Genomic DNA, 8,740 nt, shown 5'->3' with positions numbered 1-8,740 from the left:
AGGTCGATCGGTGAGGCGATGTTCATCCTGGTCCTCACGCCACGTGGCGGGTGGCGGCGAGCTTCTCGGCATACTCGATCGCCTCGATCAGGCTGCGCTCGTTGGCGATCCCCTGGCCGGCGATGTCGAAGGCGGTGCCGTGATCGACCGAGGTGCGGATGATCGGCAGCCCGAGGGTGATGTTCACCCCCGACAGGTCCATCCACTTGCCGGTGGCGGGATCGATCTCGAAGCCGAGCAGCTTCACAGGAATGTGCCCCTGGTCGTGGTACATCGCGACCACCGCGTCGTATTGGCCGGCGCGCAGCTTCACAAACACCGTGTCGCCCGGCACCGGGCCGTGGATGTTCAGCCCGTCGGCATTGGCCTTTGCGATGACGGGCGTGCTGACGTCGATATCCTCGCGCCCGAACAGTCCGCCCTCACCAGCATGGGGGTTCAGCGCGGCGATGGCGATCTTCGGGTTCGTGATACCCAGGCCCTTCAGGGCTTTGTCGGTGAGGTCGATCACGAGGCGCAGGCGCTCCGGGGTCAGGCGCTTGGGCACGTCCTGCAGGGCGACGTGGGTGGTGACGTGCGAAACACGCATGTTGCCGTGGGCGAGCATCATCACCGAGCCGCGCACGCCGGTCAGCTCCGCCAGCATCTCGGTATGGCCGGCATAGTGGTAGCCAGCCTTGTTCAGCGCTTCCTTGTTGAGCGGCGCCGTGACGATGCCGCCGATCTTGTCGGCCAGCGCCATCCGGACACCCGCCTCGATCGCCTTGTAGGCGAAGCGACCGCCATCGGCGGAGAGCTGGCCCGGCTCGATGGGTGCGCCCTCCTCGTCTGCCTGGAGGCAACAAAGGGCGGGCCAGGAACCCGTTTCGGAGACTTCGGCGATTTGCTCCGTCAGGAGGCCCAACGACTGTTCCGCCCGGCGCAGGGCCGGGACGCTGCCGACGATCATGAGCTTCAAGTCTCCGGAATCGATCCGGTCCTTGAGACGCGCCGCGGCCTTGACGATGATCTCGGGGCCGATGCCCGCGGGATCGCCCATGGTGATGGCGAGGTGGGGGGTCATGTGCCGCTCCTGTCGTGCGGAAAGCCGTTCTGGGAAAGGAGGTCGCGCCAGATTGCGGACGCACCGAAGGCGCCTGATTTCGACACGACCGGCAGGCCGTCCCATCGCCCGCCGCGGAGCGTCGAGCGTGGGAGGCCGGGTGCGATCTGCCCGGTTACGTCGAGGCATTCGACGGACAGGGCGAGGCAGAGCGCCTTGAGCGTCTCGCCCCCGGCGACGAGGAGGCTCCCCGGCCGGGGCAGCTCATCGATCAATCTCGCGTAGGCCTCCGCGATCTGCCCTGCCGCTGCCCGGCGGGCCGTGCCGGGGGAAAGGTCGAGGCTCACCATCACCGCCCCGTCGCGGGACAGACGGTCGATGATGAGGTCTCGACGGGGCGTGCCGTGGGTGAGCACGAGCCGGAGGGGCCCGCAGGCCGCGAGTTGGGCCTCGGTCTCCGCGCGGTCGGACCCGAACAGCCCGAGGACCGGGCCTTCCAGCCGGCCCTCGCCGGGCGGCTTCGTCCTCCCGGCGAGGGCAGCGGCGAGCCCGCCGCTGCCACACCACAGGACGGAGCCGTCCGCCGGCAGAGCCGCGATGGCTGCGAGGTCTTTATCGGTGCGCGCATCGTAGACGGCGACGCCCTCCACCGGCCCGTCCGCGACGGCGGCCCGGCGGGCGGGGAGACCGGCCTCGCTCAGAATCCGCACGATATCGGTCGAGACGGGGACCCAGTCCTCGCCGCGCCGCATCTGCTGTCGGCCTTCCACCGTCGCCCGGCCTTGGTAGGGGAAGGCGGGCGCCACGATGCAGCGTCGCCAGCCGCCTGCCTGCACCGTGGCCGCCAACTCCGTCGCCCAGGGACCGCGCATCAGGCTGTCGAGTTTCTTGAAGGCGATATCCGCCCCGTCGAGGTGGGGCAGAAGCCCGCGCGTGATCCGCACCGCCTCTTGTTCTCCGCGCTCGCGCGTCCCGGAATCGATGGCGAGCGAGCCCGATGCCCGATCCGGTAGGATCTCCGGCCACGCGACCGGGATGGTGCCACAGAGGCCGGTGAGGCCGGCCGCCGTGTCGAGGGTCCCGGTCAGGTCGTCGGCGATCAGCCGCAGGGTCGGCATCGGAGCCTGCCTCAAGCCTTCGAGGGGCTGGCGGCGGCGAAGATGGAGCCCTCGGCCTCATCCTCCCGGCTCTTCAGCGGCGCGATCTCGCCGACGATGAACAGGTAGGAGCAGGCGCCGACGATGCTGAGCGTCCCGGCCACCGCCAGCGGCACCACGAACGAGCCCTGGGTGATCGAGACCATCACACCTGTGAAGGTGGTGATGGCGATGCCCGCGAGGTTCGAGGCGAAGTTCTGGATGCCGGAGATCGAGGCGACATGGGCCGGGGTCGGGGCGACGTCACCCGGCAACGTCCAGATGTTGGCGCCGGCGAAGGCGAGGCCGGAATACGAGATCGCCAGCAGGGTCAGGGCCGCCGCGTCACCCGGCACAAGGGGAGCCAGGGCCACCACGGAGGAGGCGAGCAGGCCGCCGACGAGGCAGGTCTTACGGGCGGCGGTGAGGCTCCAGCCCGCCTTGAACAGACGGTCGGACAGGTAGCCGCCGAGCCAGCCGGCGGGGATCGCCACGAGGCCGGGCACCAGCCCGAGCGTGCCAAGCTTCGCCAGGGAGAAGCCGCGGGACTGCGTGAGGTAGGACGGGAACCAGGTGGTGTAGAAGTAGATGACGAAGTTCAGGCAGAAGAACCCGATCATCATCCCCCAGATCGTCCGGTAGCGGAACAGCTCGGCGTAACGGATCTTCATGGCGCCGGCCTTCACCGCGTAATCGGCTTCGAGCACGGCGAGCTGCTCGGCCGAGACGGCGGAATGGTTTCTTGGATCGCGGTAGAGCACGTACCACAGCACCATCCATACGAGGCCGATGGCGCTGGTGACGAGGAAGGCTTCGCGCCAGCCGAAATTGGCGATGATGAAGGCGACCAGCGGCAGGGTCATCGCCGAGCCGACGCGCGAGCCCGAGGCCCAGATGCCGGTGGCGAGCCCGCGTTCGGAGCGCCGGAACCACAGGGAGGTCACCTTGGCGTTGACCGGGTAGCAGAACGCCTCACCGATCCCGAGCACCATGCGGCACGCGATGAGCGAGGCGACGCCGCCCGCAAACGCCGTCGCCAAGGTCGCGACCGACATGATCAGCGTCGCCACCGTATAGGTCAGGCGCGAGCCGAACTTGTCGATCAGCCAGCCGCCCGGCAGTTGCATCAGCACGTAGGACCAGAAGAATGCCGACAGGATCAGGCCCATCAGGGCCGGATCGATGCCGTATTCCTTCTGGATCATCGGCACGGCGACGCCGAGGTTGGCGCGGTCGATGTAGTTGATCGCCACGGCGAGGAAGCACATCAGAACGATGAACCAGCGTTGCTTCGGCAGCGGTCGTGTTTTCTGTCCCGTCACGGCGCGATCCTCCCTTTTGTGCTTCTTCAGTCCATCAGGACCTTGCCGGGATTCATCAGGCCGGCTGGGTCGAGCACGCGCTTGATCGCGCGCATCACATCGAGTTCCAGCGGATCGGTGACCCGGGCGAGCCGGCCGCGGTTGGACTGGCCGATCCCGTGCTCGGCACTGATGGCGCCGCGCTGCAGCCGCGTCTCGTCATCGACGATGCCGTTGATGAGGGCGACGACACGGTCGGCCTCGCCGCTCTCCGTGAGCCTCGCCCGGTCGATCAGCGCGCAGACGTGGATGTTGCCGTCGCCGATATGGCCGTGCATCGCCACGACGGCGTGCGGCGCCGCCGCCCGGATCCTCGTCTCGACGTTCACGGCGAAGGCGGCCTGACGATCGAGCGGCACGGCGCTGTCGTGGGAGACGACGAGGCCGGAGCGTTTGTTGCCCTCCGAGACGCTGTGGCGGACCTTCCAGATGGCCTTGGCCTGCGCCTCGCTCGATGCGATCAACGCGTCCGAGATCAGCTCGCGCTCCAAGGCCTCACCGAGCGCGGCTTCGAGAGGCGTCGCGAGGTCGGCGCCGGCCAGCGTGTCGGTGAGCTCGATGATAAGGTACCACGGCGTGTCGAGGCTGAACGGGATCGCCGTATCCGGCACGTGATCGCGAATTGCCTCGATCTGGCTGCGATTCATGATCTCCAGCGAGCCCAGCCGGTCGCCAACATGGGAGCGCAGCAGGCCCATCACCTCCAGCGCCTGCTCGACGCCGGGCAGCATCGCGAGCGCCGTGAGCGACACCCGCGGCTTGGCGAAGAGCTTCAGCACCGCGCCTGTGATGATGCCGAGCGTGCCCTCGGCGCCGATGAAGAGCTGCTTCAGGTCGTAGCCGGTGTTGTCCTTCCGCAGGGCGCGCAGGCCGTCGAAGATCCGACCGTCGGGGAGCACCGCCTCAATGCCGAGGACGAGGTCGCGCGTCGGGCCGTAGCGCAACACGGCGGTCCCGCCCGCATTGGTGGCAATGTTGCCCCCGATCTGGCAGGAGCCCTCCGCCCCGAGGCTCAGGGGGAAGTACCGATCCGCCGCCTCGGCCGCGGCCTGGATGTCGGCCAGCACGCAGCCGGCCTCGACGGTGATGGTGTTGGCCAGCGGGCTGACGGCGCGGATCGCTCGCATCCGATCCAGCCGGATCACGAGGTTGCGGCCGGGCGCGGTGGGGGTGGCGCCACCGCACAGGCCGGTATTGCCGCCCTGCGGGACGATGGCCACGCCTTCGCGATGCGCCAGGGCAACGACCTGCGACACCTCGGAGACATTGGCGGGCTTCACGACCGCGTCGGCTTGGCCGTGGTAGCGCTCGCGCCAGTCGGTCACGTAGGGGGCGAGATCGTCGCTCGGACCAATCACGTTCCGAGGGCCGACGATGGCGGCCAAGAGTTCGATGAAGCCTTGAGCATCACTCACGGCAACCTCCCACAGAGCGGGGTCCCACCCCGCCATCAAATTTGTTACAAAGTTGTCAGTCAATTACGCGGAGCTATAGGACAGGTCAAGGGGCTTTGGCCGCCTAATTGCAGACAGGTTCCGGCGACAACCGTCGTCCGAATGGCGAATTTGCTACGGCGCGGAGGCGACACGGGGCGTGTCGAGAGCCACGCCGCACCTGACATCTTTTTTACAAGTTGCGTGACGGGGGCGCCCAGATGTGTCAGGTTGGCGCTTCCTCGAACCGACACCCTGCCTGTGTGGTCGTGCGGGAACGGACAGCCAGTGACGGCACCTTTGGCCCTATCATCGGAGGCATCGACGCCTCGCCCGACGAGTCTGGTGGATATCGTCTACCGGGCGATCCTCACCAGCGTGGCGGACGGCACCTACGCACCGAACGACCGCCTGCCGAGCGAGCACGATCTCGCGGGCCAGTTCGGGGTCTCGCGCCCCGTGGTCCGCTCCGCCCTCGACCGGTTGCGGCGCGAGGGAGCCATCGTGTCCCGGCGCGGCGCGGGCAGCTTCGTCCGGGCGAGCGAGGCGAAGCAGACGCTGGGCTTCGCCCCGGTTGAGAGCATCGCCGACATCCAGCGCTGCTACGAGTTCCGGCTCACCATCGAGCCGGATGCCGCCTTCCACGCGGCCCTCCGGCGGGACGAATCAGCCCTCCACAGCATCGCGGCAGCCCTGGACCTTCTCGCGACGGCGACGCGCCAGGAACAGCACCGCGAGGATGCCGACTTCATGTTCCACCACGCGATCGCGGAAGCTTCGAACAACCACTACTATGCGGCCTCTCTTCAGGCGCTGCGCTCGCACATCGCGGTCGGCATGAAGATCCATGGCCTGTCCCTTCTCGGTCCGAACTCCGGCCTGAAGGGCGTGCTCGACGAGCACGAGGGCATCTTCCGCGCGATCCAAGACGGCGAGGCCGAGGCGGCCCGAAGCTGTATGGCCATCCATATCCGCACCTCGCGGGACCGCCTGTTCGAAGGGCGGTTGCTCGATCTTTCGCTGTAAGTCCCAGAACGGTCGCCGAGTCGGTCGGCATTTTGGGAAGCACGTCGGAGCCGGATCCGAAGAAGCGCGTCTCCTTTTATACGCACCAGACGGATAGCTTTCCGCCACATCCAGACATTGAACGGCCGCGCTCACAGGGTCGCGGGCAACGCGGAACCGGACGATACCTGCCGACGGAGCAACGCTCGTCACGCTCGCCACACGGAACTTCGGCACGCGCCGCCCCGCCTCCGCGGCGTGGGACGCCGACATCTTGGCCGTTGTGCGCGTTCAGAAGGCGCGTGCGGGGCAAAACCTCCCTGCGTCGGAGCGCGCCTATGTGATCGGCAAAGGCATCAGCGCAGCTCAGGCGACCCGCGACAGGCTCCCGGATTGCGTCGCGTGCGTATCCCGCGCGGACTCGTAGGCGCGATTGCGGAGGGCCGTCTCGCTGGGCAACTGGTCGATCACGTCACCCGAGGCGGGGTCCATGACCTGGAATACGATCGCGCTGGTGTCCGGGTCCTGGATGAAGCGCGCCTTGCTGCTGGTGGCGGCGATATCGAGCTTCACCGCCGGCTCCAGCGTCGTGGCGCCCGCCGACGGATCCGGCGTGTCTTGCGTGCTGGCGGAGGCGGCTGTGGCCCCAAGCGCGTCGAGGCCCTGGGGGCCCTGCGTCGGCGTCGTCAGCGGACGGATCTCCATGGTCGATCTCCTGCGATCCTGTGATCAGGGATTCAGGGACGAGCGCACCTAAGCGTCCCTTAACGCCTGGCCCTGATCCACCGAATGCCGCGCGCCGTCCGGGTATGGGATGAACATCCGGTTACCGCAGCGGCACAAATCCATGCTGTTTTCGGCGTCGCAGTGGGAGGCGCGAGCCCGGATGCACAGGGACGTCCCGCTGGTGACCGCGACACCGCGCGAAGCCATCCGCCGGCATCGACCCATCGCGGTCCGCCGCGCCCGCATGGCCGCACCGTTGAGGCGACCCAACCGACAACGCGCGGATCTGAGGCTCTCGGCCCTGCTCTATGGCTCTGGTCCCGGATCCCCGCTCCCGGTCAAGGTGCAGATGGCGGGCGATCCGGAAACACGCTGCGGCACGCCCGTTCCTGACCGGATCGGGCGTGCCGCCGGCTCATTCGGCGGCGTCCACGTAGAGCTTCCCGCCCTCGGCGAGGAATTCCTGCGACTTCGCCCGCATGCCGGCCTCGGCCTCGGCCTTGGACATCGCGGGCGCGGCGCCCACGACTTCCCCGGCCTCCTCCATCGCCAGCACCTCGGCGCGCAGATCCTGCGTGATCTTCATCGAGCAGAATTTCGGCCCGCACATCGAGCAGAAATGCGCGACCTTGTGGGCGTCCTTGGGCAGAGTTTCGTCGTGGTAGCGGCGGGCCGTGTCCGGATCGAGCCCCAGGTTGAACTGGTCCTCCCAGCGGAAGTCGAACCGGGCGCGGCTGAGCGCGTCGTCGCGCAGCTGCGCGGCCGGGTGGCCCTTGGCGAGGTCGGCGGCATGGGCGGCGATCTTGTAGGTGATCACCCCGGTCTTCACGTCGTCCCGGTCCGGCAGGCCGAGATGCTCCTTGGGCGTGACGTAGCAGAGCATCGCGGTACCGAACCAGCCGATCATGGCGGCGCCGATCCCCGAGGTGATGTGATCGTAGCCCGGCGCGATGTCGGTGGTCAGCGGGCCGAGGGTGTAGAACGGCGCCTCGCCGCACTCCTTCAGCTGCTTCTCCATGTTCACCTTGATCTTGTGCATCGGCACATGGCCGGGGCCTTCGATCATCACCTGGCAGCCCTTGTCCCAGGCGACCTTGGTGAGTTCGCCCAGCGTCTCCAGCTCGCCGAACTGCGCGGCGTCGTTGGCGTCGGCGATCGAGCCGGGGCGCAGGCCGTCGCCCAGGGAGAATGACACGTCGTAGGCCCGCATGATGTCGCAGATCTCGTCGAACCGCTCGTAGAGGAACGATTCCCGGTGCCCGGCCAGGCACCAGCGGGCCATGATCGAGCCGCCGCGGGAGACGATGCCGGTGACCCGCCGGGCGGTCAGCGGCACGTGGGCGAGGCGCACGCCGGCATGGATGGTGAAGTAGTCGATCCCCTGCTCGGCCTGCTCGATCAAGGTGTCCTTGAACACCTCCCAGTCGAGCTTGAGCGGGTCGCCGCCGACCTTCTCCAGCGCTTGGTAGATCGGCACCGTCCCGATCGGCACGGGTGAATTGCGGATGATCCACGAGCGGATGTTGTGGATGTTGCGGCCGGTGGACAGGTCCATGACCGTGTCGGCGCCCCAGCGGATCGACCAGACCAGCTTCTCGACCTCCTCGGCGGCCGACGACGTCACCGCCGAGTTGCCGATGTTGGCGTTGATCTTCACCAGAAAATTCCGGCCGATCGCCATCGGCTCCAGCTCGGTATGGTTGATGTTGGCCGGAATGATCGCCCGGCCGCGGGCGATTTCGTCCCGCACGAATTCCGGGGTGATGAACGGCGGCACCGCGGCACCGAAGCTCTGGCCGTCGGCGAGGGTGGCTTCCGCGCCCTCCAGCATCTGCTCCCGGCAGGCGTTCTCGCGGTGGGCGACGTAGATCATCTCCTCGGTGATGATCCCGGCGCGGGCGAATTCGTACTGCGTCACCGCCTGGCCCGGCGCCGCCTTGCGGATCGTGCGGGTGGCGGGGCAGGGGGCCACGAGCTTGTCGCCGGCAAAGCCGTTATCCTCGGGCTTGACCGCCCGGGGCGCGACGGACGTGTAGC

At 68.0% G+C, this 8,740-nt stretch carries 7 protein-coding genes; 1 reads left to right on the top strand and 6 read right to left on the bottom strand.

Annotation, left to right across the window (positions count from 1 at the left end; translation table 11 throughout):
- Positions 1 to 34: 34 nt before the first annotated feature.
- Genes pdxA through MKK69_RS27265 form a run of 4 tightly spaced genes read right to left on the bottom strand, consistent with a single transcriptional unit; the run spans position 35 to position 4,954 of the window.
- On the bottom strand, positions 35 to 1,063 hold the full coding sequence (gene pdxA, locus MKK69_RS27280) for a 4-hydroxythreonine-4-phosphate dehydrogenase PdxA (RefSeq protein WP_243973231.1): 1,029 nt from the start codon (positions 1,061 to 1,063) through the stop codon (positions 35 to 37).
- Entirely contained in the window at positions 1,060 to 2,160 is a 1,101-nt protein-coding gene (locus MKK69_RS27275) for a four-carbon acid sugar kinase family protein (protein ID WP_243973230.1), read from the bottom strand. Before MKK69_RS27275 ends, pdxA begins: the two co-directional genes overlap by 4 nt.
- A gap of 11 nt (positions 2,161 to 2,171) precedes the next feature.
- Positions 2,172 to 3,500 (bottom strand): MFS transporter, encoded by a 1,329-nt coding sequence (locus tag MKK69_RS27270; RefSeq protein WP_243973229.1) that lies wholly within the window; start codon positions 3,498 to 3,500, stop codon positions 2,172 to 2,174.
- A gap of 26 nt (positions 3,501 to 3,526) precedes the next feature.
- A complete protein-coding gene (locus tag MKK69_RS27265) occupies positions 3,527 to 4,954 on the bottom strand; it encodes an FAD-binding oxidoreductase (protein ID WP_243973227.1) in 1,428 nt (475 codons plus the stop codon).
- A 306-nt stretch (positions 4,955 to 5,260) separates the two neighbouring features.
- Between MKK69_RS27265 and MKK69_RS27260 the strand changes: the two genes are divergently transcribed.
- The gene (locus tag MKK69_RS27260) at positions 5,261 to 5,998 is read left to right on the top strand and encodes a FadR/GntR family transcriptional regulator (protein ID WP_409564896.1); all 738 of its coding nucleotides are present in this window, start codon (positions 5,261 to 5,263) and stop codon (positions 5,996 to 5,998) included.
- Positions 5,999 to 6,343: 345 nt separating this feature from the next.
- Here the strand turns inward: MKK69_RS27260 and MKK69_RS27255 are convergent, their stop codons facing one another.
- Both MKK69_RS27255 and thiC read right to left on the bottom strand, forming a co-directional pair.
- On the bottom strand, positions 6,344 to 6,682 hold the full coding sequence (locus MKK69_RS27255; RefSeq protein WP_243973223.1) for a flagellar protein FlaG: 339 nt from the start codon (positions 6,680 to 6,682) through the stop codon (positions 6,344 to 6,346).
- A 436-nt stretch (positions 6,683 to 7,118) separates the two neighbouring features.
- A partial coding sequence (gene thiC / locus MKK69_RS27250) for a phosphomethylpyrimidine synthase ThiC (RefSeq protein ID WP_243973222.1) occupies positions 7,119 to 8,740 on the bottom strand: 1,622 nt, incomplete at its 5' end.

Origin of the sequence: Methylobacterium sp. J-026 (assembly GCF_022829585.1) — a bacterium.
GTDB lineage: Bacteria > Pseudomonadota > Alphaproteobacteria > Rhizobiales > Beijerinckiaceae > Methylobacterium.
This window is presented reverse-complemented; position numbering and strand designations above follow the sequence as displayed.